The sequence below is a fragment of the Pseudomonas moraviensis subsp. stanleyae genome, assembly GCF_036283065.1.
Lineage (GTDB): Bacteria > Pseudomonadota > Gammaproteobacteria > Pseudomonadales > Pseudomonadaceae > Aquipseudomonas > Aquipseudomonas stanleyae.
Genome location: NZ_JAADJI010000001.1, coordinates 232502 through 258624, shown reverse-complemented (window position 1 = coordinate 258624; position 26123 = coordinate 232502). Strand labels below are relative to the sequence as shown.

The following is a 26123-nucleotide window of genomic DNA, read 5'->3' as shown; positions in this document are numbered from 1 at the left end:
GCTCCCACAGGGTTCGGCGGTGGTTTTGGAGATTTGTCTGTAGTCGAAGGCGCCGCGTTCTCAGGTCCTTTCAGCAAACAACGTAGGGCAAATCTGAATTTCCCGTCACCTGCTCATCACTCCTTGCCCCTCATGCAGAATCGCCCGCCCTCACACTGCAGAGAGACATCGGATGTTCGCGCCTGCCAATCAACCGCGTTTCACGTTGACCCTCGAAGGCGCCCAGCATGACCTCAAGGTCCTTGAGTTCACGGGCAGGGAAGCCATCAGCCAACCCTTTCGCTTCGAACTGGAACTGGTCAGCGAGCGGCCGGACCTGGATTTGGAAAGCCTGCTGCACGGTCAGGCGTTTTTGAGTTTTGATGCTCAGGGTTGCGGTATTCACGGTCAGATTTATCAGGTCGGACAGGGCGATTCCGGGAAACGTCTGACACGCTATCACCTCAGCCTCGTCCCGCGTCTGACGTATCTCGGCCATCGCATCAACCAGCGGATTTTCCAGCATCAAAGCGTGCCGCAGATCGTCACGCAGATCCTCAAGGACCATTCGATCCTGCGCGATGCCTTTGAGTTTCGCCTCGGCAGCGAATACCCGCAGCGCGAGTACTGCGTGCAATACGCTGAAAGCGATCTGGCCTTTATCCAGCGCCTGTGTGCCGAAGTCGGGATTCATTACCACTTTCAACACAGCCCCGAAGGCCATCTGCTGGTGTTCGGCGACGACCAGACCGTATTCCCCAAGCTGCCCGAGCTGACGCTGTATTTGCCGGGCAGCGGCATGTCGGCGGGCGCGCCGGCGATTCAACGTTTCAACGTGCGCGTGGAAACCCGTACCAGCGTGGTTACCCGGCGCGACTACAACTTCGAAAAGCCGCGGCTGTCCCTGCAAAGCCGCAGTGATGGTGAACAGCGTCCGGTGCTGGAGGACTATCACTTCCCCGGCCAATTCAACGATCGCGAAACCGGCAAACACTTGACCCGCCGCGCGCTTGAACGGCATGTCGCCGATTACCGTCAGGCCGAAGGCAGCAGCGATGAGTCCTTACTGGTTTGCGGGCATTTCCTGCAACTCACCGAGCATCCGCGCAGCGACTGGAACGATCTGTGGTTGCTCACTGCCGTCGAACATCGCGGCCGCCAGCCGCAAGTGCTTGAGGAGTCGGTGACCAGTGATGGCGAATCCTTCCAGGGTTACCGCAATACCTTCGTCGCCACGCCGTGGGATGTGATCTTTCGCCCGGCACTGGCGCCGGACAAGCCGCGCATGTCCGGTTACCAGCCCGCCGTGGTCACCGGACCGAAAGACCTGGAAATCCATTGCGATGAATATGGCCGGGTCAAAGTGCAACTGGCCTGGGATCGAGATGGCGAACTGAACGAGCACTCCAGTTGCTGGCTGCGCGTCGCCACCGGTTGGGCTCACGATCACTACGGCAGCGTGTTGATTCCGCGCGTCGGCATGGAAGTGCTGGTCGGTTTCATCGATGGCGATGCTGACAAGCCGCTGGTCATGGGGTGCCTGCCCAACGCCGCAACACCGGTGCCGCTGGATCTGCCGGCGGACAAGACCCGCAGCATCTTCCGCAGCCAGAGCAGCCCCGGCGGTGGCGGCTATAACGAACTGCGCATCGAGGACAAAAAGGGCGCCGAGGAAATCTACCTGCGTGCCCAGCGCAACTGGACCCAGCATGTGCTCAATGACCAGCAACTGCAGGTCGACAACCAGCGCAGTGTGGTGGTCACCGGCACTGCCCGGCATGAACTCAAGGCCGACGAGCAGCGCATCACCCATGGTCAGCGGCAGACCGAGGTCCGGCAGGATGATCATTTGTCCGTGCTTGGCGATCAGCAGGTTCGGGTGAACAGTCAGGCCACCAGCGCCTCGGCGCAGATCCATATCAGCGCGGGCCAGCAAGTGGTCATCGATGGCGGCGCGAGTGCGACAATTCAGGCCGGCGGGCAGTGGATCAATATCGGCCCCGGCGGGATTTTCAGCAGCGTGCCGATTGTCGTGGGCGGCGCGCCGATGGCAGCAATGAGTGCGGCACCAGTGGCGCCGGGATTGCCGGAGACACTGGCCGCTGCGCCGGCGGCGATTCTCACCGCCGCACAAATCATGAGTCTCAAAGGTGATGCGCCATTCTGCGAAGAGTGTGAGCGGTGCAAGGACGGTGTTTGTGCAGCCTGAAGTATTAACCCCCGAAGGTTGGCTGGCGCGTCAGCCGCTGCTGGCGTCGGAACAGCTGTTCGCGATTTTCAGCCGTGCCAGCGACGCCGATGCGTTCAAAGCCTGGCAGGGCTCGGCTCATCCGATCTGGGCCGAGACCATTTATGCCGAGTGGGATGCGGTGATGCCCTATGTGGGAATTGTCGCTGCGGACAGTGAGTTTTTACGCTGGGTAGCGGAAACCGACTCGCGGGACTGGGGTTGGCTGGCGGTGTCTTCGGCGGATCTTGAAGTGCTGGTCGAACATTTTCGCAGCCTGACTCAAGTGCTGATGCCGGACGGTAAGGCGGTGTTTTTCCGCTTTTGGGACGGTCGGTTTTTGCTGCCTCTTTTGCAGGCTGGCGAGGTCAATTCCGCGCAATTGCTGCCGGTGATCTCGCGAGGTTTGGTTAATGGGAAAGCCTTTGAAATCGGCGGCCGGGCGCTGGTTTCGGGGCGGGTCTTTCCGTGGTGGAGCGTGCCGCAATCGGTGTTGACGCAGACTGATGCCGGCGTGCTAATCGCCAATGTTCTGCAATGGCTGAGCGAGGAGCAACCGGCCATGTTCGAGGCATTTCCCGAGGCGGTGCTGCGCTGCAAGATCGGGCAGTTTTTCAAATTATCGATGTCGGAAGATTCGTCACGATCTGCGCTTCTGGAGTTTTTGCTGGCAGAGGCAGAGTGAAATTTCGGGGCAAACGCTTCGGACGTTTCCTTCGAATTGCGGCGGTTTTCATGAACTGGTGCGCGGTGGGTTGCAGGGATAGTCTTTCGTTGTCACTGCGAGAGTGGTGACAGGGTGAAGGATCTCCCGCAATCATGACGTTACAGTTCGTTGGTTTTTTGCGGCACTTGGTTTCAAGTTCGTAAGATCGTTCGCGGCGGCTGTGCGTGGGACACGCTTCGGCGTGGCCGAGGTCCATGATTGCTCGGTTCCTACTCTTGCGCACAGCTGCCACCCAAACCCGTAGGAAGGTGTGGCGGCGGCTCACGTTAATCAATCATGGAACGACAAAAATGGCCAATATGCATACTGATCCTCCCTACGAAAAAATCACCCCCCACCCCGACAACCGCTTCATGGCCCTGACCGGCAATTGCAGCGACATGCCCAGCCTGTTCATCGACACCCACGTGCCCCTCGACATCCTCATGGACGCCGCCAACTACCGCATTCGCGCCGTGGCCCAGGTCCTGGAAAACATGTGCATGCGCGGCTCGATCGAATGCGACTCCGTGATCCTCAGCGACTTTGCATTGCTGTGCGCCATCCCACTGCGCGATGGCTGCGATGTGCTGGACGTCATCGGCAAGCGCCTGCGCAGCTTGCCCGCCTGAAGATCAAAAGATCGCAGCCTTCGGCAGCTCCTACACGGAACCATCAATAGGAGCTGCCGAAGGCTGCGATCTTTTGATGTTGATGAAATCAGTGAGTCAGTCAGAGATGTAGGCATCTTGAGTTTTGATAAAGCGGTTGAACGCTTCGGAGTTGTAGATTTTCAGGCACGCAAGGAACACTACTTTCTCATTTGAGTGTTTGCTGCGTGAGGGTGTCTGCTCGTAAGCCGCCAACACGTAGCTCAGTGTTTCTTTATAGGGGTCGTGCAGCACTTGGAGCGTGTCTTCATTTTGCAGGATGGAATGCAGACCGTTGCCCATGAACGAATAGGCATTGGCGGACAGCGCGACGTCGTTTGCCATCGCGGAACGTTCGTTGAATGGCTTCAGGACGCAATGGCTCAGGCCATAGTTTTTTAGTGCCTGACGTGCTTGTTCAATATGGGTTTCGCCGAGGGCGAGGCATGGGTTTATCAGGCTGAGCAGGAAAATGATCAGATAGCGCATGAGTTTTTGACTTCCTGTCGTTCATGGTTAGCCAGTTTAACGCCATAAAAGCAAAGCCCCTCACCCTAGCCCTCTCCCAGAGGGAGAGGGGACTGACCGAGTTGCCTGGGTGAGGTACGCCGACCTGCGACTTCAGTGGTTAACTTCGCTTGGCCAAGGCTGGATGGTGGTGTTCTTTCTGGGGACTGACCGAGGTGTCTGGGTGTTGTACGCCGACCTGCGACTTCAGCGGTGACCTTCGTTTGGCCAAGCCTGAGATCACGTCGATCATTCAAGTCGATGTAACTCGCAAGATCACCACCGTCAGTCCCCTCTCCTCCGGGAGAGGGCTAGGGTGAGGGCAGGCTTTTGTCCGCTCGGCCGCCAACCCCTGACTTGCCGCCCGGTAAAAGGTAAACTTTGCGCCCTTCGCAGGAGCAGCCATGAATTATCGTCACGCCTTCCATGCCGGCAATCACGCCGATGTGTTCAAACACCTGACCTTGACCCGCCTCATCGCCCTGATGTCGCGCAAGGAACAGCCGTTTGCCTATCTCGACACGCACGCCGGCATCGGTCTGTACGACTTGCAAGGCGATCAGGCCAATCGCACCGGCGAGTACCTGGAAGGCATTGCGCGGTTGTGGGGTCAGCCGGATCTGCCGGCGCTGACCGCCGACTATATGAAGGTGCTGCACGAGATGAACCCCGATGGCCAGTTGCGCTATTACCCGGGGTCGCCGGAACTGGCGCGGCGTCTGACGCGGCCGCAGGATCGGGTGATGCTCAACGAGAAGCACCCCGAAGATGGCGTGTTGCTCAAGGACAACATGGCCGGCGATCGTCGGGTGAAAGTGCATCTGGGCGAGGGCTGGCATGTGGCGCGGGCGATGTTGCCGGTGCAGGAGAAGCGGGCGGTGATGTTGATCGATCCGCCGTTCGAGCAACTGGACGAGATGCAGCGTTGTGCAGCGTCGATGAAAGAAGCCATCGGCCGCATGCGCCAGACCGTGGCGGCGATCTGGTATCCGGTGAAGGATCAGCGTGCACTGCGCCGTTTCTATCAGGACCTGGCAGGCACGGGTGCGCCGAAGTTGCTGCGTGTGGAGTTGCTGGTGCATCCGTTGGACACGCCGAACAGCCTGAACGGTTCCGGGCTGGCGATCGCCAATCCGCCGTGGGGGCTGGAGGAAGAATTGCGTGAGCTGCTGCCGTGGTTGTCGAAGAAGCTGGGGCAGACCCAGGGCGGGTGGCAGATGGATTGGTTGATAGCGGAATGAAGCTGCAAGCTGCAAGCTGCAAGCTACAAGCTACAAGCTACAAGCTACAAGCTACAAGCTACAAGCTACAAGCTACAAGCTGAAGCGAGCACAGTGCTTGCAGCTTGCAGCTTGCCGCTTGCAACTTTAAGTGGGCATACACACGCCGGTGCCGCCGATTCCGCAATAACCTTCCGGATTTTTCGCCAGATACTGCTGGTGATAGGCCTCGGCAAAGTACACGGTCGGGGCCTGGTCGATCTCGGTGCTGATTTCACCCAGGCCGGCCTTGGCCAGTTCAGCCTGATACAGGTCTTTGCTCTTCAGCGCGGCATCCAGTTGCTCCGGTGTGGTCGCGTAGATCACTGAGCGGTACTGGGTGCCGATGTCGTTGCCCTGACGCATGCCCTGAGTCGGGTTGTGCAGTTCCCAGAACATCGCCAGCAATTCTTCGTAGCTGACCTTGGCCTTGTCATACACCACCAGCACCACTTCGGCGTGGCCGGTCAGGCCGGAGCAGACTTCTTCATAAGTCGGGTTCGGCGTGAAGCCCCCGGCGTAACCGACCACCGTGCTGACCACACCTTCGCGCTGCCAGAAGCGTCGTTCCGCGCCCCAGAAGCAACCGAGACCGAAAATCGCAAAGTCGACGTCCTGGAAGAAAGGACCGAGCAGCGGGGTGTCTTCGAAGACGAAGTGTTTTTCCGGCAGCGTCATCGGGGTTTCGCGGCCGGGCAGGGCTTGTTCTTTGGTTGGAAGCACGTTTTTGTTCACCAGAATTTCCGAGCGCAGAACCATGATCGTTCCTCTCAGTCAGGTTGGAGGTAAAAAGTCAGACCGCCAGTGTGCCGAATGATGCCGGAATTCGCACTATCCAATGTAGGAGCTGCCGAAGGCTGCGATCTTTTGATCTGTCCTTCAAAACAAGATCAAAAGATCGCAGCCTTCGGCAGCTCCTACAGGGATCTACGGTGTTTTAGAGACAGAGCGGCCCGCGCGGGTAACGCCTGAGCGCTTTGATCAGCTCGTCACCGGGAATCGGTCGGTCGAACAGATAACCCTGGCCGACGTCGCAACGATGCCGGCGCAGGAACGCCAGTTGCTCGGCGGTTTCGATGCCTTCGGCGACGACCTTGAGTTTGAGGTTGTGGGCCATGGCGATCACCGCGGAGGTGATTTCCATGTCGTCCTGGTTGTCCGGAATTTCGTGAATGAAGCTGCGATCGATCTTGATGATGTCGATCGGGAATTTCTTCAGATAGCTCAGCGACGAGTAACCGGTGCCGAAGTCATCCATGGCCAGGGTCAGGCCCAGACGCTTGAGCTGGTCGAGCTGCAAATGCGTGTCTTCGGTGGCTTCCAGCAGCAGGCCTTCGGTCAGCTCCAGCTCGAGCAGATTGGCCGGCAGCGCTTCTTCCTTGAGGATGTTGGCGATCGAGGCGACCAGATCCGGATCGGAGAACTGTTTCGGCGACAGGTTGATCGCCACTTGCAGATTGCCCAGGCCGGCAGCGGTCAGGGACTTGCTCATGCGGCACGCCTGACGGGCGATCCATTTGCCAATCGGAATGATCAGGCCGGTCTCTTCGGCGACGCTGATGAACTGGTCCGGGCGGATCATGCCGCGCTCCGGGTGGTTCCAGCGCAGCAGCGCTTCCATGCCCAGCAGACGTCCACTGCGCAGGCACAGTTTCGGCTGGTAGAACACGTCCAGTTCGTTCTGCGTGAGGGCGCGGCGCAGGTTGTTCTCGACGAACAGTTTGTAACTGGCTTCGGCGTTCAGCGCTTCGGTGAACACCTGCAACTGGTGTTTACCGTTGGCCTTGGCCTTGTGCAGCGCCAGGCCGGCGTTACGCATCAGGGTTTGCGGGTCGCGCCCGTGCAGCGGCGCGCAGGCGAGGCCGACGGAGCCGGTGACGCTGATCAACTGATTGTCGACGAACATCGGCTTGTCGAGGGTCATCAGCAACTGACTGGCGATCTGCTGCCCGGCCTCAAGGTCGGTGTCGTCGAGCAACACGGCGAACTCGTTACTGGCAAAACGCGCGAGGCTGCCACTCGGGCTGAGGCTGTTGCGCAGGCGCCGGGCGAGGCTGATCAACAGTTTGTCGCCGGTCTGGTGGCCGAGGCTGTCGTTGATCCGCTTGAAATTGTCGATGTCCACCAGCAACAGGCTGATCGGCGTATCGCTGTCGCGGGCGAAACGCTCATCGAGATTGCGGATGAATGCCGGACGGTTGCCGAGGTTGGTCAGGTTGTCGGTGTAGGCCAGGCGCTCGATACGTTGCTGCGCGAGTTTGGTCTGGGTGATGTCTTCGTAGATGCCGATGTAATGCGTCAGCTCACGGTTATCGCCATAGACCTTGGAAATCGACAATTGCCCCCAGTACGGTTCGAGGTTCTTGCGCCGACTTTTGAATTCGCCCTGCCAGCTGTTGCTCTGGGCCAGCGCCGAGGGCGCATCGAACAGCAGCTCGCTAAGATTTTCCAGGGCGGGCAGTTCCGACAGGCGCTGACCGTGGACTTCCTCGGTGGTGTACTGGGTGATCGCGGTGAAGCTCGGGTTGACGTACTCGACCACGCCGTCGCAGTTGACCAGCAAGAAGGCGTTGGCGCTTTGCTCGACCGCGCGCTGAAACAGGTGCAGGGCGCTGGTGGCGGTGCGCCGGTTGTGATTGTTGATCACTTGTGCGAACTGGTCGGCCAGCTCGCCGGCAAAGGCGATTTCGTCGGACTGCCAGGCGCGGGTGGCGCCGGTCTGTTCCAGACACAATACGCCGACAACCTGGCCGTCGACGCGAATGCTGGCGTCGAGCATGGCGTTGACGTCACGCGGGCGCATCGCCTCGGCCATCTCGCGGGTGCGCGGGTCGTGCATGGCGTTGTGCGCATCGATGGCGCGGCTGCTGTGCAGCGCTTCCATGTAGTCGGGGAAGCCGCTGATATCGATCGGCTCCGGCAGGATGTATTCCTGGGTCGCACGATGGTAGGCGGAAATCGGCAGCAGGCGCTGACCGTCGAGATTCCACAGGCTGGCGCAGTCGATCTCGTAGATGTCGCAGGCGCAGCGGGTGATCAGTTCGGCGGCTTCCTGCAGCGAGTTGTGCGTGCTGTAGCGCTGGCGGGCGAGCAACAGAATCAGATCCTGCTGGGCGCGCACGCGCTCCAGATGCTGCAGTTGTTCCTGCTGGGCACGCTGGTTCAGCTCAAGGGCGATTTGCAGGCGCGAATTCTGCGTTTCCAGATCCACCGAAGGCAGCGCCTGGTTCTCCTCGAACACCTCATCGACCGCCAACAGATAGCCGCGCAGCAAGTGCCGGTTGTGCTGTTTGTAGGCTTCGCCCAGTTCGAGGATGTTCAACGCCCCGGCGGCGGTGTGCAGGGTGTAGCGCACCACGTAATGCGCGCTGGTGCTCAGTTGCTGCTGGATCGCGTCGTGCAGTTGATAACGCGCTTCGGGCTCCATCAGGCTGGCGTAGGGCGAGCCGACCAGGGCGCAGAGCTCGACGGCCGGCTGGCCGAACTGGCGTTCGCAGTTGGGATCGAGGAACAGCATCGCCCAACTGGCTTCATTCAAGCGCTCGAAACGCAGCATGCCGAGCCGCGAGGGCACAGGCAACTGCGTCACTACCTCGGCCGCCATACGGCTGGCGGCATCGGGTTGGCTCTTCATGAAAGGAACTCGCTTGGAAATATGCTGAATGCGCCGGGCTCTCGCCCTCTTGTCTGTTGGCTGCGGCAAGGTTGCATCATTGCGACACCGACTGACAAGAGAGATGAAGGCCAAGTGCTATAAGAATATGTCGGCTGCAGTGAACATTTCTCCAGCGTCTGGGGCAAAAGAACAAAAGATCGCTGCCTTGAACTGCTCTTGCAGGCGCCACGTAGCCATGTAGGAGCTGCCGAAAGCTGCGATCTTCTGGTATTTCAACGCAATTTCATACTGATCGACTGCAACTTCTTGCCATCGCGGTCATGGTAATTGACCAATATCTGATCAGCCTCAACGACCACATGCGCAAAATTGTCCTGACTCACCACGGCACTGGTCAGCTCGTGCCGATAATCCCCGGCTGCCGTGCGCACCAGCGGTTGATCGAGGATAAACGTCGAGGCCTTGGCGTACGGCAGCAATTTGCTGTTGTGCAACGGCGAGGACACGATGGTGTGCACTTCGAAATCCGCGTCTTCGCTGTGACTCAGGCGACTGGTCAGTGAGCCATGAACGTCGCCGGAGACGAACACCACGTTCTTGATCCGCTGGCTGCGGATGGTTTCCAGCAGGCGCAGACGCTGTTCGGGAAAGGCTTTCCAGGCATCGTCACCGTTGAACTTGCGATCGGGATAGAACATCACGCTGGTCACCACGAACTTCACCCGTGCCGGGTTGTGGATCAGCCAGTCGAGCAGCGCCTGTTCCTGCTCAGCGTCGAGAATGCGCCGGTCTTCTTTCGACAGGTCGCGCCGCGTGCGACTGTCCGTCACGAACCAGGCGATATCGCTGTCGCCAAACTCATACCAGTAATGCTTCAAGGTATCCCGGTCTATCTGGCCCTCCTCATTACATGCATAAACCGGGCTGTGGCTGGCTTGATAAAGTTCATAAGCGGCCATGGCGTTGCGATATAAATCCTTATCCGCTGCTTTGGCATTGGCGGGCCAGTTATCTTCGATCTCATGATCGTCGAGCATCATGTAAGTCGATGTATTGGACATCAGTTGTTGAATATTCGGTTGCGAGAATGCCGTTCGATACTTTTTCAGAATGTCTTTGGCTTCGCGATCCGGTGCAATGATATTCAAATCATCTACATAAACTTGATCGCCGGTCATTATCACCGCACTGACCGGTAAATGACTGTTCTCGACGAGTTGATTGATCGAGCCAAAGATGCGGTCGCCCAGTTGCGGCAAGGAAGCGATACCTGCGGTGATCCGCAGATAACGGCACGAACCGACGATAAAGCCCCGCGGCTGGCTGGCCTGCGCGGTGCGCGTGCGAAAGCGGTAGAGCTGTCGCGGCCACTGCAATGGGAACTCCACCACCGTGTCGATGGTGTGCACCGGATTCATCGGGCTCAACCATCCGGCTTGATATTCGTATTCACAATCGGCTTCGAGATCCTGCAATACCAGGACACCCGACATGTCATTGGCTGGATTCAAAAGTGCAAATACGCTGTTGGACCATTTGTCCGCGCCGGCTTTGCGAGCGCGAACTCCGGCAAATACGCGTTTGCCGTCCTGTTGTTCGCCACGAAGAAAAATACGTACTTCGTTAGTTGTGGTGTGGCCCACGATGGGGCCGATAGTTGGTTTGAACATGATCGATTCCGTTCGAGATTTGAATAAACAAGAATTAAATAAGCGGAGCGCGTTGATGCAACTTTCCTGAGCAGAGGTTAGTTGGCCGGCGGCGGAAAATATTGGCGTGAAGTGGACCAGACCTGTGGCCGATGTCAGCGCAGGTTGTAGGAAAGAGGCGCGGTCCGGTTTATTTCGGGCAAAAAAAGCCCCGTCAATTGACGGGGTTGAGGTACGAGCGTGTGGCGCTCGAAAGGGTGCAGCAAGCGGCCCTCCGTTGCCGGAGGGCCGTTGGGTTACAGCAGGATGGTGCGGATGTCGCCCAACAGGCTGCCCAGACGCTGGGTGAAGCGTGCGGCTGCAGCACCGTTGATCACACGGTGATCGTAGGACAGCGACAGTGGCAGCATCAGTTTCGGCTGGAAGGCTTTGCCGTCCCAGACTGGCTGGATGGTTGCCTTGGAAACACCAAGAATCGCCACTTCCGGCGCGTTGACGATCGGCGTGAAGCCGGTGCCGCCAATGTGGCCGAGGCTGGAAATGGTGAAGCAGGCGCCCTGCATCTCGTCCGAGGACAACTTCTTGGTGCGGGCTTTTTCAGCCAGCGAAGCTGCTTCGGCAGCGAGTTGCAGCAGGCTCTTCTGGTCGACGTTCTTGATCACCGGCACGAGCAGACCATCCGGGGTGTCGACGGCGAAGCCGATGTTCACGTACTTCTTGCGGATGATCGCTTTACCGCTTGGCGCCAGCGAACTGTTGAAGTCCGGCAGTTCCTTGAGCAAGTGCGCGCAGGTCTTGAGCAGCAGCGGCAGGATGGTCAGCTTGACGCCAGCCTTCTCGGCCACGGCTTTCTGTGCAACACGGAAGGCTTCCAGCTCGGTGATGTCCGCGGAGTCGAATTGCGTTACGTGTGGCACGTTCAGCCAGCTGCGGTGCAGGTTGGCAGCACCGACCTGCATCAGGCGGGTCATCGGCACTTCTTCGATTTCGCCGAAACGGCTGAAATCGACCACCGGAATCGGCGGGATGCCCGCGCCACCGGTAGCGCCGCCAGCAGCGGCCGGTGCTTCCTTGGCCTTCTGCATCATCGCCTTGACGTAAACCTGCACGTCTTCCTTGAGGATGCGACCGTGCGGGCCGCTGGCGCCAACAGCGCTCAGCTCGACGCCGAACTCACGGGCCAGTTGACGCACGGCAGGACCGGCGTGAACTTTGGCGCCCGGTTTCGCTGGTGTAGCAGCCGGTGCGGCGGCTGGCGCGGCAGCAGATGCAGCGGCGGCCGGAGCAGCCGCGGCAGGTGCCGGAGCGCTCGGTGCAGCAGCCGGAGCCGGGGCCGCAGCAGGTGCGGCGCCTTTGACTTTGAGCTTGAGAATCAGGTCGCCGGTACCGACTTCGTCATCCAGCTTGATCGAAACGCTTTCGACCACGCCAGCGGCAGGCGATGGAATTTCCATGCTCGCCTTGTCAGATTCCAGGGTGATCAGCGACTGGTCGGCTTCGACGGTGTCGCCGGCCTTGACCAGCACTTCGATGATCTTCGCCTTGCCGGCCGAACCGATGTCCGGGACGTGGATGTCCTGAACACTGTCAGCGGCCGCTGCTGCCGGAGCAGCAGCCGGGGCTGGCGCAGCGGCGGCAGCAGGCGCAGCAGCCTGAGCCGGAGCGGCAGCAGCAGGGGCCGCAGCACCTGCCACTTCCAGATCCAGAATCAGGTCGCCGGTGCCGACTTCGTCGTTGAGCTTGACGCTGATGGCCTTGACCACGCCAGCGGCAGGCGAGGGGATTTCCATGCTGGCCTTGTCGGATTCGAGGGTGATCAACGACTGATCAGCTTCGACGCTGTCGCCGACCTTGACCTGGATCTCGATGATCTGCGCCTTGCCCGACGAACCGATGTCCGGCACGTGCACTTGCTGTACCGAAGCGGCAGCAGGGGCAGCGGCAGGCGCGGCAGCAGCAGGTGCGGCAGCCGGTGTCTCCTCGGCTTTCGCAGCAGGTGCGGCGGCAGGTGCAGGGGCCGCTTCAGCGGCGCCCTCGACTTCCAGCTCGAGCAGTTCGTCGCCTTCTTTCAGACGGTCGCCCAGCTTCACTTTCAGGCTCTTGATGATGCCGGCTTTCGGGGCCGGCACTTCCATGCTGGCCTTGTCCGATTCCAGGGTCAGGATGCTCTGGTCGGCTTCGATGCGGTCGCCGACCTTCACAAACAGTTCAATTACTTCACCTTCACCGCTGCCGATGTCAGGTACGCGAATGAGTTCGCTCACAAAATGTCTCCTCAGCAGTCCAGTGGGTTGCGTTTTTCCGGGTCGATGCCGAACTTGACGATGGCCTCAGCCACAACCTTAGGTTCGATATCACCACGGTCAGCCAGTGCTTCCAAGGCTGCCAACACCACGAAATGACGGTCGACTTCGAAGAAATGACGCAGTTTCTTGCGGCTGTCGCTGCGGCCGAAACCGTCGGTGCCCAGGACTTTGAATTCCTTGGACGGTACCCACTGACGGATCTGCTCGGCGAACAGCTTCATGTAGTCGGTAGAGGCGATGACCGGACCCTTGCGACCGTTCAGGCACTCTTCGACGTAGCTCAGCTTCGGCTTCTGGCCAGGCTTGAGACGGTTGCTGCGTTCTACAGCGAGGCCGTCGCGACGCAGTTCGTTGAAGCTGGTGACGCTCCACACGTCAGCGCCGATGTTGAACTCTTCACGCAGGATCTTCGCCGCTTCACGCACTTCGCGCAGGATGGTGCCAGAGCCCATCAGCTGAACGTGGTGCGCCGCATCGCGAGTGTCTTCCTCGAGCAGATACATGCCTTTCTTGATGCCTTCTTCGGCACCAGCCGGCATGGCTGGCTGCTGGTACGACTCGTTCATCACGGTGATGTAATAGAAGATGTCCTGTTGCTCTTCGGTCATCTTCTTCATGCCGTCCTGAATGATCACTGCCAGCTCGTAGCCGTAGGTCGGATCGTAGGTGCGGCAGTTCGGGATGGTCGCGGCCAGCAGGTGGCTGTGACCGTCTTCGTGCTGCAGACCTTCACCGTTCAGGGTGGTACGGCCGGCGGTGCCGCCGATCAGGAAGCCACGGGTACGGCTGTCGCCGGCGGCCCAGGCCAGGTCGCCGATACGCTGGAAGCCGAACATCGAGTAGAAGATGTAGAACGGCAGCATCGGCTGGTTGTGGCTGGAGTACGAAGTACCGGCAGCGATGAACGAGCTCATGGCGCCAGCTTCGTTGATGCCTTCTTCAAGGATCTGACCTTTCTGGTCTTCCTTGTAGAACATCACCTGGTCTTTATCGACTGGCTCGTAGAGCTGGCCGACCGAGGAGTAGATGCCGAGCTGACGGAACATGCCTTCCATACCGAAGGTGCGGGCTTCGTCCGGGATGATCGGGACGATGCGCGGGCCGATTTCCTTGTCCTTGACCAGTTGCGCGAGGATCCGCACGAAAGCCATGGTGGTAGAAATTTCACGGTCGCCCGAGCCATCGAGGATGGCTTTGAGAGTGTCCAGATCCGGAGTCGGTACGCTGAAGCTCTGCGCGCGGCGCTGTGGCACGAAACCGCCCAGTGCGGCACGACGCTCGGCCAGGTAGCGGCCTTCGGCGCTGTTCGGCTCTGGCTTGAAGAACGGCAGGTTTTCCAGCTCGTCGTCCTTGACCGGGATGTCGAAACGATCGCGGAACAGCTTCAGGCTCTCGACGTCGACCTTCTTGGTGTTGTGCGCGGTGTTTTTCGCTTCGCCGGCACCGGTGCCATAACCCTTGATGGTCTTGGCGAGGATGACGGTCGGTTGTTCCTTGTGGTTGACCGCTTCGTGGTACGCCGCGTAGACCTTGTACGGGTCGTGGCCGCCACGGTTGAGTTTCCAGATCTCGTCGTCGGACAGATCGGCAACCATTGCCTTGAGTTCAGGCGTGTTGAAGAAGTGCTCGCGAACGAACGCGCCGTCTTTGGCTTTGTAGTTCTGGTACTCGCCGTCGATGACTTCGTCCATGCGGCGTTGCAGGATGCCATCGACGTCCTTGGCCAGCAGCGGGTCCCAGAAACGGCCCCAGATGACTTTGGTCACGTTCCACTGTGCACCGCGGAACACGCCTTCGAGTTCCTGGATGATCTTGCCGTTGCCGCGAACCGGGCCGTCGAGGCGCTGCAGGTTGCAGTTGATGACGAAGATCAGGTTGTCCAGCTTCTCGCGGCCGGCCAGGGAGATCGCGCCCAGGGATTCCGGCTCGTCGCACTCGCCGTCGCCCAGGAAGCACCAGACTTTCTGTTTGCCCGGCTGAATGAAACCGCGGTGCTCCAGGTACTTCATGAAGCGCGCCTGGTAGATCGCCTGGATCGGACCCAGACCCATCGATACGGTCGGGAACTGCCAGAAGTCAGGCATCAGCCAAGGGTGCGGATAGGACGACAGGCCTTGACCATCGACTTCCTGACGGAAGTTGTTCATCTGGTCTTCGGTGATGCGGCCTTCCATGAATGCACGGGCGTAAACGCCTGGCGAGGTGTGGCCCTGGAAGTAGATCAGGTCGCCGCCGTGTTCGTCGGTCGGGGCCTGGAAGAAATAGTTGAAGCCGATGTCATACAGGGTCGCGCTGGAAGCGAAGCTGGAGATGTGACCACCCAGGTCCGAATCTCGCAGGTTCGTGCGCATTACCATGGCCATCGCGTTCCAGCGTACCAGCGAGCGAATGCGGCGTTCCATGAACAGGTCGCCAGGCATGCGTGCTTCGTGGGTAACGGGGATCGTGTTGCGGTAAGGCGTGGTGATCGCGTAAGGGAGCTGCGAGCCGCTGCGGGTCGCGAGTTCGCCCATACGGGTCATCAGATAGTGAGCACGGTCTTCGCCTTCTTTGTCGAGAACCGATTCCAGGGCGTCCAGCCATTCCTGGGTTTCGACGGGATCGAGGTCTTGCATGGCTTGCTCCAGGGCGGAAAGGCTTCCAGAATCGGTTGCCTGAGTTTGCGACTGGCCTTGTGGGCAGACGATTTAAAATTCTTGGATTGCCGACAGGTTGTTCCGGCGGCGTGTAGTTTTACTACAAATCTTCCGGCATTTCAGCCTTTCGAATGTATAGACGAGTAGTAAAACTACAGATGAAAGGCTTGTGGCCTCCGACTGCGTTGTGAGAATAATCGTTAAGGCGGCTCGATTTCCATCCGAATAAGGTGAAAGTTTGATGCTGGATGCCAAAGAAGAAGAAATTTCAGCTATTTCTAACTTTTGTTCGACAGTCCTTCGCGTAGCGGGTTTTCATCATTCACTACAAGCGGCCCTTTATACGCCGATCAAGGATAGACCATGACCCTGCCCGCGCTTGCCGAACTGCCCGCCATTCTCCTGCCGTTGGTCAGCCGATCCGAGCAGTCGTTCCGTACGGCCGTCGCCGCCCTTGAAGATGATCACGGCCTGTCGAACTGGACCCCGGAGCGCTGGGCGCAATTCGCCCGCGTCACCGCCGCCAGCGAGTTTGTCATTGAACAGAGCATTCGTGACCCTTTGATGTTGCTGGCGCTGGTGGCGTCCGGCGAACTCGACCGACCCTTTGCGCCCGGCGAGTTGCGCGCGCAGATCGCTGCCGCCGCGAACAGCGCGCAGTACGAAGATGAGCTCGGCCGCGCCTTGCGTCGCCAGCGCGCACGGCATCAGGTGCGGATCATCTGGCGCGACCTGACCCGTCAGGCCGATCTGGTGCAGACCTGTCGCGACCTCTCGGACATGGCCGACGCCACCATCGATCAGGCCTATCAATGGCTGTACAGCCGCCATTGCGAACAATTCGGCACGCCGACCGGGCGGCGCAGCGGTCTGCCGCAGCAGATGGTCATCCTCGGTATGGGCAAGCTCGGCGCCGTCGAACTGAATCTTTCTTCGGACATCGACCTGATCTTCGCCTACCCCGAAGGCGGCGAAACCGTTGGCGTGAAGCGCTCGCTGGATAATCAGGAATTCTTCATCCGCCTCGGCCAGCGTCTGATCAAGGCACTCGACCCGATGACAGTCGATGGTTTCGTTTTCCGCGTCGACATGCGCCTGCGCCCATACGGCTCGTCCGGCGCATTGGTGCTGAGCTTCAATGCGCTGGAGCAGTATTATCAGGATCAGGGCCGCGACTGGGAACGCTACGCGATGATCAAGGCGCGGGTGGTGGCTGGCGATCAGGTCGCCGGAGCGCAGTTGCTCGACATGCTGCGGCCGTTCGTTTATCGGCGCTATCTGGACTTCTCGGCGATCGAAGCGCTGCGCACCATGAAGCAGTTGATCCAGCAGGAAGTGCGGCGCAAGGGCATGGCCGACAACATCAAGCTTGGCTCCGGCGGCATCCGCGAAGTCGAGTTCATTGCTCAGGCCTTTCAATTGATCCACGGCGGTCGCGATCTGAGCCTGCAACAGCGTCCTCTATTAAAGGTGCTGAGCACGCTGGAAGGGCAGGGCTATCTGCCGCCGGCGGTGGTCAGTGAATTGCGCGAGGGTTACGAATTTCTGCGTTACACCGAACACGCGATTCAGGCGATTGCCGACCGTCAGACGCAGATGCTGCCGGACAGCGCGCAGGATCAGGCGCGCATCGCCTTCATGCTGGGTTTCGCCGATTGGCCGGCCTTCCATGAACAGCTGATGTACTGGCGCGGACGCGTGGCCTGGCATTTCGCCCAGGTGATTGCCGATCCTGACGAGGAAGAAGGCAGCGAAAGCGAAGTGGTGGTCGGCGGTGAATGGCTGCCGTTGTGGGAAGAAGAACAGGACGAAGAGGCCGCGTGCCGGCAGTTGGAAGAGGGCGGTTTCGTCGATGCCGGCAAAGCCCTGAAGGCGCTGGCCGGTTTGCGCGGCAGTCCGCAGTTGCGCGCGATGCAGCGGCTGGGGCGCGAGCGTCTCGACGCTTTCATTCCGCGACTGCTTGCGCAAGCGGTTGAGCATGACAATCCCGATCTGGTGCTTGAGCGTGTGCTGCCGCTGGTAGAGGCGGTGGCGCGGCGTTCGGCGTATCTGGTTTTGCTCACGGAAAACCCCGGCGCGCTGCGACGTTTGTTGACCCTGTGTGCGGCGAGCCCGTGGATTGCCGAACAGATCACTCGCTTCCCGTTGCTGCTCGACGAATTGCTCAACGAGGGCCGCCTGTTCAAGCCGCCGCTGGCGCCGGAGTTGGCGGCCGAGTTGCGCGAACGCTTGACCCGAATTCCAGAAGACGACCTCGAACAACAAATGGAAGCCTTGCGCCATTTCAAACTGGCGCATCGCTTGCGCGTGGCTGCCTCGGAAATCGCCGGCAGTCTGCCGTTGATGAAGGTCAGCGATTACCTGACCTGGCTGGCCGAAGCGATTCTCGAACAAGTGCTGGCGTTGGCCTGGCGGCAGACGGTGGCCAAATACGGCACACCGCTGCGCACCGACGGCACCTTGTGCGATCCCGGTTTCATCATTGTCGGTTATGGCAAGGTCGGCGGTATTGAATTGGGGCATGGTTCGGATCTGGACTTGGTGTTCATCCATGACGGCGATCCGCAGGCGGAAACCGACGGGCCGAAATCCATTGATGGCGCGCAGTTCTTCACGCGCCTGGGGCAGCGGATCATTCATTTGCTCACGGCGCAGACCAACTCCGGCCAGCTCTATGAAGTGGACATGCGTCTGCGGCCGTCCGGCGCTTCCGGGTTGCTGGTGAGTTCCCTCGGCGCGTTCGCCCGCTATCAGGAAAATGAAGCCTGGACGTGGGAGCATCAGGCTTTGGTGCGCGCGCGGGTGCTGGTGGGCAGTCAGGATGTTGGCCAGGCCTTCGAGAAAGTCCGTGCGCAGGTGTTGGGCAAGCCGCGGGATCTGACCAGACTGCAACAGGAAGTCAGCGAGATGCGCGCGAAGATGCGCGATAACCTCGGCACCCGCAGCACTGCGGCGGGGACGGCGGCAAATGCTTTTGAGGCTGGTGTGCCGTTCGATCTCAAGCAGGACGCCGGAGGTATCGTCGATATTGAATTTATGGTGCAATACGCGGCCCTGGCGTGGTCGCACAGCCATCCGCCGCTGCTGCGCTGGACCGATAACATCCGCATTCTGGAAGAGCTGGAACACGAAGGGCTGATGCCCGCCGAAGATGCCAGTCTGTTGCGCGAGGCCTACAAAGCCTACCGCTCCGCCGCCCATCGGCAGGCCTTGCAGAAAGACGCGGGCGTGATCGCGGGAGACCAGTTTGCCGAAGAGCGGCAACAGGTGTTGCGAATCTGGCGTGAGTTGGGACTAAGCTGAAACGCGCCAATAAAGGCAATGAGATTCAAACGGTGGGAGCGAGCCTGCTCGCGAATGCGCAATGTCAGTCAACATCAATGTTGAACGTGCCGGCCCCTTCGCGAGCAGGCTCGCTCCCACAGTGATCTGCGGTGAGCGCAGTGATGTGAACAGATGCAAAACCCTGTAGGAGTGAGCCTGCTCGCGATAGCGCAGTGACAGTCGACAGTCATGTTGAAGGAAGTGACCCATCGCCAGCAGCGCCGCTTCCACAATGATTATCGAGGCGGGGAGGCGTAGATGCCTCCCCGGTTCGTTTTTGGAAACCACATGAATATTCTGATCGTTGGGCCCAGTTGGGTCGGTGACATGGTGATGGCGCAGACACTGTTTCAGTGTCTCAAGCAGCGCCACCCGCAATGCGCAATCGACGTGCTGGCGCCAGAATGGAGCCGGCCGATCCTTGAGCGCATGCCCGAAGTGCGCAAGGCCTTGAGCTTCCCGCTCGGCCACGGTGCGCTGGAACTGGCGACGCGCCGGCGCATCGGCAAATCCCTGCGTGGTCAGTACGATCAGGCGATCCTGCTGCCCAATTCGCTGAAATCGGCACTGGTGCCGTTTTTCGCCGGCATCCCCAAGCGCACCGGCTGGCGCGGCGAATTCCGCTACGGTCTGCTCAACGACGTGCGCATCCTCGACAAAGAACGCTATCCGCTGATGATCGAGCGTTTCATGGCCTTGGCCTATGAAGCGAACGCTGAATTGCCGAAGCCGTACCCGCGCCCGAGTCTGCAAATCGACCCGGTGACCCGCGAAGCGGCACTGGTCAAGTTCGGCCTGACGCTCGATCGTCCGGTCCTGGCCCTGTGCCCCGGCGCCGAGTTCGGCGAATCCAAACGCTGGCCGTCTGAACATTACGCGAAAGTTGCCGAAGCACGCATTCGCGAAGGCTGGCAGGTATGGCTGTTTGGCTCGAAAAACGATCATGCCGTGGGCGAAGACATTCGCGCCCGGCTGATCCCGGGTTTGCGCGAAGAGTCGGTCAACCTCAGCGGCGGTACCTCGCTGGCCGAGGCCATTGATCTGCTGTCCTGTGCCGATTCCGTTGTGTCCAACGATTCCGGCCTGATGCACGTCGCCGCGGCGTTGAATCGTCCACTGGTCGCGGTCTACGGCTCGACCTCGCCGGGCTTCACCCCGCCGCTGGCCGAGCAGGTCGAGATCGTTCGCCTGGGCATCGAATGCAGCCCGTGCTTCGATCGCACCTGCCGTTTCGGTCATTACAACTGCCTGCGCCAGCTGATGCCGGACGCGGTCAACGATGCCTTGCAGAAGTTGCAGGGCTCCGTGGTCGAGGTTCATTAACTTGCGGGTATTGCTGATCAAGACTTCATCGTTGGGCGACGTGATTCACGCGTTGCCGGCGCTGACCGACGCCGCCCGCGCGATCCCGGGGATCAAGTTCGACTGGGTGGTGGAAGAAGGCTTCGCCGAGATACCAACCTGGCACCCGGCGGTCGGTAAAGTGATTCCGGTGGCGATCCGCCGCTGGCGCAAGAATCTGTGGAAAACCATCACCAGTGGCGAGTGGAAACGCTTCAAACAGAGCGTGCGCGCGAACAAATACGATCTGGTGATCGATGCCCAGGGCCTGTTGAAGAGTGCCTGGCTGACCCGCTACGTCAAAGCCCCAGTGGCGGGCCTGGATAAAACCTCGGCTCGCGAGCCGATGGCTGCACGCTTCTACGACCGTAAACTCGCCGTCGCCCGTGGCCAGCACGCCGTCGAGCGCGTGCGCCAGTTGTTCGCCATTGCTCTGGGATACGACTTGCCCAAAGGCCTCGGCGATTACGGTCTCAACGTCGAACGTCTGGTCGAGTTGCCGCGCAAGAATGCCTTCGTGGTGTTCCTGCACGGCACCACCTGGGACACCAAGCACTGGCCGGAAATCTACTGGCGCGAGCTGACCGAGCGGGTCGGCTACCTCGGCGTTGGCGTGAAGCTGCCGTGGGGCAACCCGCAGGAAAAGGCCCGCGCCGAACGCATTGCCGCCGGCTTCAAACACGCCGAAGTGCTGCCGAAGCTGAATCTGGCCGGCGTCGGCAAAGTCCTCGCCGGCGCGCAGGCTTGCGTGGCGGTGGACACCGGTCTCGGCCACTTGGCCGCTGCGCTGGATGTGCCGACGATTTCGTTGTTCGGTCCGACCAACCCGGGCCTGACCGGCGCCTACGGCAAGCTGCAGATTCATCTGGCCAGCGACTTCCCGTGCGCGCCCTGCCTGCAGAAAAAATGTACCTATCAACCGACCGAGCAGGATGCCCGTCAGTTTGACCTGAAACGCGAGCAGCCCTTGTGCTTCACGCGTGTAAACCCCGAGCGTGTCGCCAGCAGACTGAGCACGTTATTGATGGCTGAGGAGCTGCGCTGATGCAATTGGCATTCGTCCTGTACAAATATTTCCCGTTCGGTGGCTTGCAGCGCGACTTCATGCGCATCGCCCTCGAATGCCAGAAGCGCGGCCACCGGATTCGCGTTTATACGCTGATCTGGGAAGGCGACGTACCGCCGGGATTCGAAGTGCTGGTGGCGCCGGTCAAAGCGTTCTTCAATCACCGCCGCAACGAAAAACTCAGCGCGTGGATGGCAGCGGACCTGGCCAAGCGCCCGGTCGATCGCCTGATCGGCTTCAACAAGATGCCGGGCCTGGACGTCTACTACGCCGCCGATGGCTGCTTCGAAGACAAGGCGCAGAACCTGCGCAACTCGCTGTACCGCCGCTGGGGCCGCTATCGCCATTTCGCCGAGTACGAGCGCGCGGTGTTCGCCAAAGACGCGAAGACCGAAGTGCTGATGATTTCCGAAGTGCAACAGCCGCTGTTCATCAAGTATTACGACACGCCTCTCGAGCGCTTCCACCTGCTGCCGCCGGGCATCGCCCAGGATCGTCGGCGTCCGCCGGATGCCGATGAGATTCGCGCCGGGTTCCGCGCCGAATTCGATCTCAAGGACGACGAGTTGCTGCTGGTGCAGATCGGCTCCGGCTTCAAGACCAAGGGTGTCGATCGCAGCCTGAAAGCGCTGGCCGCGTTGCCAGCCGAATTGCGCAAACGCACGCGGCTGTTTGTAATCGGCCAGGATGACCCCAAATTGTTCCAGATGCAGAGTGCGACGCTGGGCCTGGGTGACAACGTGACCTTTCTCAAAGGGCGCAGCGATATCCCGCGTTTCCTGCTCGGTGCCGACCTGTTGATTCATCCGGCCTACAACGAAAACACCGGCACCGTGCTGCTGGAAGCGCTGGTGGCCGGGTTGCCGGTGCTGGTCAGCGCGGTCTGCGGTTACGCCCATTACATTGCCGATGCCGATGCCGGGCGAGTGCTGGACGAGCCATTCGAGCAGGCGCAACTGACGCAATACCTGAACGAGATGTTGAGCAACGACGCTGCACGTGCGGCCTGGCGCCGCAACGGTCTGGCCTTCGCCGAGACGGCCGACCTCTACAGCATGCCGCAGCACGCGGCCGATGTGATTCTGGCGGAGCACGCTTAATGAAGTTGATGCTGGCTGAACCGTTCAAAAGCCTCTGGGCCGGACGCGACCCGTTCGCCGCAGTCGAAGGTTTGCAGGGCGAGGTATACCGCGAGCTGGAAGCGCGCCGGACATTGCGCACGGAAGTCGACGGCCATGGTTTTTTCGTCAAGATTCACCGAGGCATCGGCTGGGGCGAGATCTTCAAGAATCTGCTGACCGCCAAGCTGCCGGTGCTCGGCGCCGGGCAAGAGTGGAAAGCCATTCAGCGCTTGCAGGAAGCCGGCGTGCCGACCATGACTGCTGTCGCGTACGGCGAAAAGGGCAGCAATCCGGCGGATCAGCATTCGTTCATTGTCACCGAAGAACTGGCGCCGACCATCAGCCTCGAAGACTTCAGCATCGACTGGGTCAAGCAGCCGCCCGAGCCAAGGCTCAAGCGCGCGCTGATTGCAGAGGTCGCGCGGATGACCGGCATGATGCACCGCGCCGGGGTCAATCACCGCGACTGCTACATCTGCCACTTTCTGCTGCACACCGACAAACCGGTCACGCCGCAAGATTTCAAACTCTCGGTGATCGATCTGCACCGAGCCCAGACCCGCGCAAAAATCACCCGGCGCTGGCGCAACAAGGATCTGGCGGCGCTGTACTTCTCCGCGCTGGACATCGGCCTGACCCGTCGCGACAAGCTGCGTTTCCTCAAAGGCTATTTCCAGCAACCGCTGCGGCGGATTCTGGCAGAAGAGGCGCCACTGCTGAGCTGGCTGCAAGGCAAGGCCGACAAGCTCTACGCGCGCAAACAGCGTTACGGGGATGCGCTCTGATGGCGGGCTGGACTCTTGAGCCGCAGTACAGCGACCTCGCCGAAGACTTCGGCAGCCTCGAAGCTGTGTTTGCGTTACAGGGCGAACGCCTGACTCGCGACCCGCTGTCGGAAGTCGTTCGGGTGCGGCGCGCCGGCGTCAATTACTACGTCAAGCGCTACGTCGGCGCCGGTAAAGGCCTGCGCCGCTACCTCGGCAAGCCGCGCGTGAAGATGGAATGGCAGAACCTCAAGCGCTTCGCCAAGTGGGGCATTCCAACCGCTGAAGTGGTGGCCTGGGGTCTGGAGCGGCGCGGCGCCGCTTATGACCGTGGTGCGATGATCACCCGCGAGTTGCCCAACACCGAGGATCTCTCGGCGCTGGCCGAACGCAAGGATCCCAAGCTCAAGGATCGTGCCTGGGTTGACGGTGTCAGTCGGCAACTGGCCGGTTATACCCGGACAATGCATGATCACCGTTTTACCCATAACGACCTGAAATGGCGCAACCTGTTGATCGACGATCAGGCGCGCATCTTCCTCATCGATTGCCCAAACGGTGAGTTCTGGCGCGGCTTCTGGCTGAAGTACCGGATCACCAAGGACCTGGCCTGTCTCGACAAGCTGGCCAAATATCACCTGTCCAATACCCAGCGCCTGCGCTTCTATAAGCAATACCGCCAGTGCGATCGGCTCGATGTCGCCGACAAGAAACGGATTCGGCACGTGGTGAGATTTTTTGAGGGACGTGAATGACTGATTTTCTCGCCGAACAAGACCGTGCGCTGCTGGAGCGTCACGGTCTCGGCACTTTCGACGCGCTGTGGGCCAAGCAGCTTGAGGCGGTGGATGAGCCCAACACCGCCGGCGGCGGCTGGAGCAGCGTGTTCCGTCTGGATCTGGAAGGCCAGGGTTATTACCTCAAGCGCCAGAGCAATTACCTGACGCGGACCTTGCATGCGCCGTTTGGCGAGCCGAGCTTTGCCCGGGAGTTTCGCAACATCAGCCGCTACCGCAAGCTTGGCATCCCGGCATTGCAAGCGGCGTATTTCGGTGAGCGCAAGGTAGAGGGTGAAGTGCGCGCCATTCTGCTCACACGCGCACTGGATGGCTGGAGCGATCTGGATTCGCTGCTGGCGCGCTGGGCGCAGCTCAGTGCCGCGCAGCATTCAGCCATTCTCAATGCTTGCGGGCTTCTGGCGCGGCGGCTGCACGGCGCGCGTCAAGTGCATGGCTGTTTCTATCCCAAACATATTTTCCTGCGCGCCACCGGCGACGCCTTTGAGGCGCAACTGATCGACCTGGAAAAAACCCGGCCGCTGTTGTTCGGAATGCGTGATCGGGTCAAGGACCTGGAGCCATTGCAACGTCGCGCGCCGCAGTGGAGCGAGGCAGACTTGCGCCAATTGCTCGCGGCTTATCTCGATCAGCCGACTGACAGCTCGCTGCTCGACAGCTGGCTTGTGCGGCTGACGGCGCGGCGCAGCCACAAGGAGACCCGCTGATGCAATTGTCCGAGCTGGCCCGCTCCGGGCGCGCACCTTCACTGCCCCTTACCGTGACCCTGGCGGACGCCGCCGGCACGGCGGATCTGCAATTGCTGAGCCTGCTGCGGGTATTGCCAGGGCAGCGCTACGTTGGTGCAGGGGTCTGGCGCGGTCGGCCGGTATTGGCAAAACTGTTGGTTGGGAGCAAGGCCGCCCGGCATTTCCAGCGTGAGCTGGAAGGCGTGCGATTGCTCGCCGCACAGGGCCTGACCACGCCGCTGCTGCTGGCCGATGGACTGCAAGACGGCGAGGGTGGCTGGCTGCTGTTCGAATTTCTCGAAGGTGCCGAAAGCCTTGGTGATGCCTGGGCCAAGGTCGAGTCTCTGCCGGCGCTGGCCGATGAGCAGACGGCCGTATTGGCCGAAGCGCTGGATGCTATCGGTCGGATGCACGGCAAAGGACTCTGGCAGGAGGATCTGCATCTGGACAACCTGCTGCGTCATGGCGGTCAGTTGTATCTGATCGATGGCGCCGGCGTTCGTGCGGAAACGGCAGGGCAGCCATTGTCCCGACAAAAAGTGCTGGAAAACCTCGGGGTTTTTTTCGCTCAGCTACCCAGGTTACTTGAGCCGTTCACCGAAGAGTTGCTGGTGTATTACCTGTTGAGCAACAGCGAGCATGCCTTGCCGCTGGAGGCATTGCAGAAGCAGATCGACAAGGTCCGTAGCTGGCGACTCAGGGATTATCTGATCAAGGTCGGCCGCGACTGCACCTTGTTTGCGGTTCGCCGCGGCGCATTCGCCTTGCGCGCCATTCGCCGCGAAGAAGAAGCCGCCATGCTGCCGGTGCTCGAACAGGCCGACGCGTTGCTTGATCGGGGGCATCTGTACAAAACCGGCGGCGCGGCCAGCGTCGGCCGAGTCGAGGCAGACGGCCGTATGCTGGTGATCAAGCGCTACAACATCAAGGGTTTCGCCCATTGGCTCAAGCGCTTCTGGCGCCCGAGCCGGGCCTGGCATTCGTGGCGCGAAGGCAATCGCCTGGCGTTCCTTGGTATCGCCACGCCGAAACCGCTGGCGGTACTGGAACAGCGCTTTCTGTGGTTGCGCCGCAGTGCCTATCTGGTAACCGAATTTCTGCCGGGGCCAGACATCATCGAGCGCTTTGCACCGTACGTGGAAAATGGCCAGGCACCGGAAGCCGAATTGCACGCGCTGGACCAACTCTTCGCACAATTGATCGCTGAGCGGATCAGCCATGGCGATTTCAAAGGCCATAACCTGTTCTGGCACGCGGATCGCTGGGCGCTGATCGATCTCGACTCGATGTGCCAGCACGGCTCTGTCAGCAGCTTTGCCCCGGCCTACGCCCGGGATCGTGCGCGGTTCATGCGCAACTGGCCGCCAGGCAGTGCGTTGTATCAGGTCATTGATCAGCGCCTGCCGAAAGAGGTCTCGAGCGCGGGGTGACTCCTGTTCGCGAGCAG

General features: G+C 60.4%; 19 protein-coding genes. 13 read left to right on the top strand and 6 right to left on the bottom strand.

Features of this window, described 5'->3' with window-relative positions; genetic code table 11:
* Positions 1 to 172 precede the first annotated feature (172 nt).
* From tssI to GXB78_RS01020, 3 genes are all read left to right on the top strand, one after another.
* Complete coding sequence (tssI, locus tag GXB78_RS01030) at positions 173 to 2188, top strand: type VI secretion system Vgr family protein (protein WP_329513796.1); 2016 nt, start codon at positions 173 to 175, stop codon at positions 2186 to 2188.
* Entirely contained in the window at positions 2178 to 2891 is a 714-nt protein-coding gene (locus tag GXB78_RS01025; RefSeq protein WP_329513795.1) for a DUF4123 domain-containing protein, read from the top strand. The genes tssI and GXB78_RS01025 overlap by 11 nt, the downstream gene beginning before the upstream one ends.
* 332 nt (positions 2892 to 3223) lie before the next feature.
* Positions 3224 to 3544 (top strand): hypothetical protein, encoded by a 321-nt coding sequence (locus GXB78_RS01020; RefSeq protein ID WP_039756751.1) that lies wholly within the window; start codon positions 3224 to 3226, stop codon positions 3542 to 3544.
* Between the two features lie 96 nt (positions 3545 to 3640).
* Here the strand turns inward: GXB78_RS01020 and GXB78_RS01015 are convergent, their stop codons facing one another.
* Positions 3641 to 4051 carry a hypothetical protein gene (locus tag GXB78_RS01015; protein ID WP_329513794.1) on the bottom strand — a complete coding sequence of 137 codons (411 nt, stop codon included), beginning with the start codon at positions 4049 to 4051 and terminating at the stop codon, positions 3641 to 3643.
* A gap of 422 nt (positions 4052 to 4473) precedes the next feature.
* On the opposite strand from GXB78_RS01015, the gene GXB78_RS01010 reads away from it, so the two are divergent.
* Positions 4474 to 5310: a 23S rRNA (adenine(2030)-N(6))-methyltransferase RlmJ gene (locus GXB78_RS01010; RefSeq protein WP_329513793.1), complete on the top strand. Its 837-nt coding sequence runs from the start codon at positions 4474 to 4476 to the stop codon at positions 5308 to 5310.
* A 126-nt stretch (positions 5311 to 5436) separates the two neighbouring features.
* Here the strand turns inward: GXB78_RS01010 and msrA are convergent, their stop codons facing one another.
* The 5 genes from msrA to aceE all read right to left on the bottom strand — a co-directional run bounded on the left by msrA (position 5437) and on the right by aceE (position 15514).
* A complete protein-coding gene (gene msrA / locus GXB78_RS01005; protein ID WP_329513792.1) occupies positions 5437 to 6087 on the bottom strand; it encodes a peptide-methionine (S)-S-oxide reductase MsrA in 651 nt (216 codons plus the stop codon).
* Positions 6088 to 6265: 178 nt separating this feature from the next.
* Positions 6266 to 8962: a putative bifunctional diguanylate cyclase/phosphodiesterase gene (locus tag GXB78_RS01000; RefSeq protein ID WP_329513791.1), complete on the bottom strand. Its 2697-nt coding sequence runs from the start codon at positions 8960 to 8962 to the stop codon at positions 6266 to 6268.
* A 254-nt stretch (positions 8963 to 9216) separates the two neighbouring features.
* Complete coding sequence (locus tag GXB78_RS00995) at positions 9217 to 10614, bottom strand: alkaline phosphatase D family protein (protein WP_329513790.1); 1398 nt, start codon at positions 10612 to 10614, stop codon at positions 9217 to 9219.
* A gap of 275 nt (positions 10615 to 10889) precedes the next feature.
* Entirely contained in the window at positions 10890 to 12857 is a 1968-nt protein-coding gene (gene aceF / locus GXB78_RS00990; RefSeq protein ID WP_329513789.1) for a dihydrolipoyllysine-residue acetyltransferase, read from the bottom strand.
* Positions 12858 to 12868: 11 nt separating this feature from the next.
* Positions 12869 to 15514, bottom strand: a complete 2646-nt coding sequence (gene aceE, locus GXB78_RS00985; RefSeq protein WP_329513788.1) for a pyruvate dehydrogenase (acetyl-transferring), homodimeric type — start codon at positions 15512 to 15514, stop codon at positions 12869 to 12871.
* A 262-nt stretch (positions 15515 to 15776) separates the two neighbouring features.
* Here aceE and GXB78_RS00980 point away from each other — a divergent pair, with 262 nt between their 5' ends.
* The 9 genes from GXB78_RS00980 to GXB78_RS00940 all read left to right on the top strand — a co-directional run bounded on the left by GXB78_RS00980 (position 15777) and on the right by GXB78_RS00940 (position 26106).
* A complete protein-coding gene (locus tag GXB78_RS00980; protein WP_329513787.1) occupies positions 15777 to 15902 on the top strand; it encodes a hypothetical protein in 126 nt (41 codons plus the stop codon).
* On the top strand, positions 15899 to 18838 hold the full coding sequence (gene glnE / locus GXB78_RS00975) for a bifunctional [glutamate--ammonia ligase]-adenylyl-L-tyrosine phosphorylase/[glutamate--ammonia-ligase] adenylyltransferase (RefSeq protein WP_329513786.1): 2940 nt from the start codon (positions 15899 to 15901) through the stop codon (positions 18836 to 18838). Before GXB78_RS00980 ends, glnE begins: the two co-directional genes overlap by 4 nt.
* A 309-nt stretch (positions 18839 to 19147) precedes the next feature.
* Positions 19148 to 20182 (top strand): lipopolysaccharide heptosyltransferase II, encoded by a 1035-nt coding sequence (gene waaF, locus GXB78_RS00970; RefSeq protein ID WP_329513785.1) that lies wholly within the window; start codon positions 19148 to 19150, stop codon positions 20180 to 20182.
* Position 20183: 1 nt separating this feature from the next.
* Positions 20184 to 21245 (top strand): lipopolysaccharide heptosyltransferase I, encoded by a 1062-nt coding sequence (gene waaC / locus GXB78_RS00965; protein WP_329513784.1) that lies wholly within the window; start codon positions 20184 to 20186, stop codon positions 21243 to 21245.
* Positions 21245 to 22366, top strand: coding sequence for a glycosyltransferase family 4 protein (locus GXB78_RS00960; protein ID WP_329513783.1), 1122 nt, complete (start codon positions 21245 to 21247; stop codon positions 22364 to 22366). Before waaC ends, GXB78_RS00960 begins: the two co-directional genes overlap by 1 nt.
* Positions 22366 to 23172, top strand: coding sequence for a lipopolysaccharide core heptose(I) kinase RfaP (rfaP, locus tag GXB78_RS00955; RefSeq protein ID WP_329513782.1), 807 nt, complete (start codon positions 22366 to 22368; stop codon positions 23170 to 23172). The genes GXB78_RS00960 and rfaP overlap by 1 nt, the downstream gene beginning before the upstream one ends.
* Positions 23172 to 23906, top strand: coding sequence for a lipopolysaccharide kinase InaA family protein (locus GXB78_RS00950; protein WP_329513781.1), 735 nt, complete (start codon positions 23172 to 23174; stop codon positions 23904 to 23906). The genes rfaP and GXB78_RS00950 overlap by 1 nt, the downstream gene beginning before the upstream one ends.
* Positions 23903 to 24655 carry a lipopolysaccharide kinase InaA family protein gene (locus GXB78_RS00945; protein ID WP_329513780.1) on the top strand — a complete coding sequence of 251 codons (753 nt, stop codon included), beginning with the start codon at positions 23903 to 23905 and terminating at the stop codon, positions 24653 to 24655. The genes GXB78_RS00950 and GXB78_RS00945 overlap by 4 nt, the downstream gene beginning before the upstream one ends.
* Positions 24655 to 26106, top strand: a complete 1452-nt coding sequence (locus GXB78_RS00940) for a lipopolysaccharide kinase InaA family protein (protein WP_329513779.1) — start codon at positions 24655 to 24657, stop codon at positions 26104 to 26106. Before GXB78_RS00945 ends, GXB78_RS00940 begins: the two co-directional genes overlap by 1 nt.
* Positions 26107 to 26123 lie beyond the last annotated feature (17 nt).

Excerpts from the sequence above, each read along its gene's own strand:
- tssI (WP_329513796.1), top strand. The coding sequence starts at position 173 with ATGTTCGCGCCTGCCAATCAACCGCGTTTCACGTTGACCCTCGAAGGC.
- GXB78_RS01020 (WP_039756751.1), top strand. The coding sequence starts at position 3,224 with ATGGCCAATATGCATACTGATCCTCCCTACGAAAAAATCACCCCCCAC.
- GXB78_RS01015 (WP_329513794.1), bottom strand. The coding sequence starts at position 4,051 with ATGCGCTATCTGATCATTTTCCTGCTCAGCCTGATAAACCCATGCCTC.
- GXB78_RS01010 (WP_329513793.1), top strand. The coding sequence starts at position 4,474 with ATGAATTATCGTCACGCCTTCCATGCCGGCAATCACGCCGATGTGTTC.
- msrA (WP_329513792.1), bottom strand. The coding sequence starts at position 6,087 with ATGGTTCTGCGCTCGGAAATTCTGGTGAACAAAAACGTGCTTCCAACC.
- GXB78_RS01000 (WP_329513791.1), bottom strand. The coding sequence starts at position 8,962 with ATGAAGAGCCAACCCGATGCCGCCAGCCGTATGGCGGCCGAGGTAGTG.
- GXB78_RS00995 (WP_329513790.1), bottom strand. The coding sequence starts at position 10,614 with ATGTTCAAACCAACTATCGGCCCCATCGTGGGCCACACCACAACTAAC.
- aceE (WP_329513788.1), bottom strand. The coding sequence starts at position 15,514 with ATGCAAGACCTCGATCCCGTCGAAACCCAGGAATGGCTGGACGCCCTG.
- GXB78_RS00980 (WP_329513787.1), top strand. The coding sequence starts at position 15,777 with ATGCTGGATGCCAAAGAAGAAGAAATTTCAGCTATTTCTAACTTTTGT.
- glnE (WP_329513786.1), top strand. The coding sequence starts at position 15,899 with ATGACCCTGCCCGCGCTTGCCGAACTGCCCGCCATTCTCCTGCCGTTG.
- waaF (WP_329513785.1), top strand. The coding sequence starts at position 19,148 with ATGAATATTCTGATCGTTGGGCCCAGTTGGGTCGGTGACATGGTGATG.
- GXB78_RS00960 (WP_329513783.1), top strand. The coding sequence starts at position 21,245 with ATGCAATTGGCATTCGTCCTGTACAAATATTTCCCGTTCGGTGGCTTG.
- rfaP (WP_329513782.1), top strand. The coding sequence starts at position 22,366 with ATGAAGTTGATGCTGGCTGAACCGTTCAAAAGCCTCTGGGCCGGACGC.
- GXB78_RS00950 (WP_329513781.1), top strand. The coding sequence starts at position 23,172 with ATGGCGGGCTGGACTCTTGAGCCGCAGTACAGCGACCTCGCCGAAGAC.
- GXB78_RS00945 (WP_329513780.1), top strand. The coding sequence starts at position 23,903 with ATGACTGATTTTCTCGCCGAACAAGACCGTGCGCTGCTGGAGCGTCAC.
- GXB78_RS00940 (WP_329513779.1), top strand. The coding sequence starts at position 24,655 with ATGCAATTGTCCGAGCTGGCCCGCTCCGGGCGCGCACCTTCACTGCCC.